The following is a 2,291-nucleotide window of genomic DNA, read 5'->3' as shown; positions in this document are numbered from 1 at the left end:
GATTCACAACGCTTGTCGATCTGCATTCTAGGTTAAGTTTAGTGTTTTATGGCACAATGTTTTAGTTAAGTGGTCGCGTTGTTCACTACTTAATTGGGCGTTAGCTTAAAAGGAGTAAATCGAGACAGTGTACAATAATAAACTTGATGTACTGTGTGCAGGAAATATTAAAGAAGCTGCGCTCTACTTTAACCGTGTAGTTCCTTTGCGTTGTGATTCGTTCCGTCATAACGACGACGGACCATATTTCAGTACGCCAGAACCACTACCTGTCAAATATGCGAGCTCAATTATTTTTGGTGAAGATAAACTTGACTGGAATAGCATAATGAATTTTATGACTAAGCAATGGGTTGAATTTGCAGGTAATTTGCGTGCAGACTTTCCTGATAAAGTTACTAGTTTTGACACAAGTCCCTATGAAGAGCTATATCGAGAGAATCCTATAGGTATGTCTGGTGCTAGCTTTCGCTCGTATTTTATAGACTTTGCAAAATCTGTTGGCATTGAAAAGCCAAATGTTTTGCTAAAAAATACTAATGAAACGAGTTCTTTTCGATCAGCATATGTTGAAGTAGCGTTAACTGGCGCTAAACTGATTGATTCCTCGAAAGCTCATTGGGAGCAGATTTACGAAATTAGAAATGACTCAAACTCACAAAAGGCTCTAAGGAATCTTAGGTTATTTGTTTATGATAATTACAAAGGCAAATGTTCTAGCTTTATTCAAGATGACATAGAAAAACGTATTGATTGTTATCATTCAGCGACTCAAAAGCATGGTTTTGAACTTGTTACATCTTCGATTTCTACCCTCCTAGATGCTAAAACAGTTCAAGCTTCATTAGCAGCCGGTTTGGCAACAGGCTTGTGGGGCGGAATGGATGTTGGTATTGGAGTTGCGTGTGCAGTTGAGCTAGGGAAGTGTACATTGGAAGTCTCACGAAAACTTTACCCAATGAAGAGTTTTAAGGACAATCACGAGCTTGCATTTATAATAGAGTCATCCCGTAAATTTTAAGCTAACAAAGCATTTAAGAGTGATTCCCAACGCTTGGCATTTTTCATTCCATCGTTGGGTTTTGTGTTTACGGTGGTAAGGGTGAGTTTCGTGGTAGCGTTGCTCACACCTTAATGCGGCGTTAGCTTACGTTCAGCACTTGTGAAATTTAGCCAATTACATCTCGCAATGTTATTCTATTAGAAGCGGGCTTGAACACCAAAGCACTATATTTGACTCAGAGCAGAAGATTGAATTAATGGAAGATAATCAGCAGCAACCCCAAGATTGGAAAAATAGTCCGGTAGTTGTCGCCGGAATTGCAGTAGCATCAGTGATTGGTTTAAGTATCCCATTCTTTACGGAAATAATCTTACCCGCACATGTATCGGCGTATGCAAATAAAATAGAAATCGCAGATGATAAAAATAAGCAATTGACCAACAAAATTGCTGAACTAAATAGCACTCTCAGTAAGCAAGCAAGCGATTTTAAAACCAAAGAAAGGCTTGTAGAAAGCAAAATGAGCAGATTAGAGGCTGAAAACTTAGCTTTAGAAGAGGAGGTTAAGACTTTAAGAATCTCTAATATTTTTGTTTTTGGTAGTGCTTACCCTTCCGGCTACGGTGCTGTCAGAATTGGTGATGATGCTAACCTGTTGGTGAAAGTATATGGCGAAAATGTTATTCAAGATGATCCAAAGCACACAAGCATGAAACTTACGGGTCCTATTAAAGACATTACTTACTATCATAAAAAAGGGGTAATTACACACTTTTCATTAGATATCGACTATTCCTATGAAGCTTCGGCAATTATCGGTGCGCTTAATAGTGGGCTTGGCCATCCTACGGTACTTGAAGACTTATACTACTCTTGGTTAACCCCACAAGGTATAAGAGTTTTTTACACGGATCGTCTAGGGATTGTTGTAATGGAGAATGGGTTCACTCCTGTTTACTGGCCAGATGAGGCAAGCTAACAAAGCATTTAAGAGTGATTCGCAACGCTTGGCATTTTCGCTTCGCTCAAGTATAGCCAAACGCTGCTCACACCTTAATGCGGCGTTAGGCAAGGTACGGTGAGTTTTTCATTTCTATTCTTCTTTGCTTCCTTTGGCTATCCGCTTTTCTAAGTCGGCAAGTGAGCATTGTCGGCTCCAATTCTTGAATCACTCCACCAGTAAGGCATGCCAAATTTCATGGGTTGCCTCATTGGTGTTTAGCGTTGGCCTGTTGTGACTTTTACTGACTCAAAGTGTGGAAAGGGCAAGGTAATCGAGGCTGTTCTG

The 2,291-nt window shown here is 39.8% G+C and carries 2 protein-coding genes; both read left to right on the top strand.

The genetic code is table 11. The features are described 5' to 3' along the window. Positions 1-127 precede the first annotated feature (127 nt). On the top strand, positions 128-1,021 hold the full coding sequence (locus tag F0231_RS20695; protein WP_171761561.1) for a hypothetical protein: 894 nt from the start codon (positions 128-130) through the stop codon (positions 1,019-1,021). Positions 1,022-1,259: 238 nt separating this feature from the next. Then, entirely contained in the window at positions 1,260-1,982 is a 723-nt protein-coding gene (locus F0231_RS20690; protein WP_171761560.1) for a hypothetical protein, read from the top strand. Positions 1,983-2,291 lie beyond the last annotated feature (309 nt).

The organism is Vibrio sp. RE86, assembly GCF_013114545.1.
Taxonomy (GTDB): domain Bacteria; phylum Pseudomonadota; class Gammaproteobacteria; order Enterobacterales; family Vibrionaceae; genus Vibrio.
Note: the sequence above shows the minus strand (reverse complement) of the source record. Positions and strands in the feature narration are given on the sequence as shown.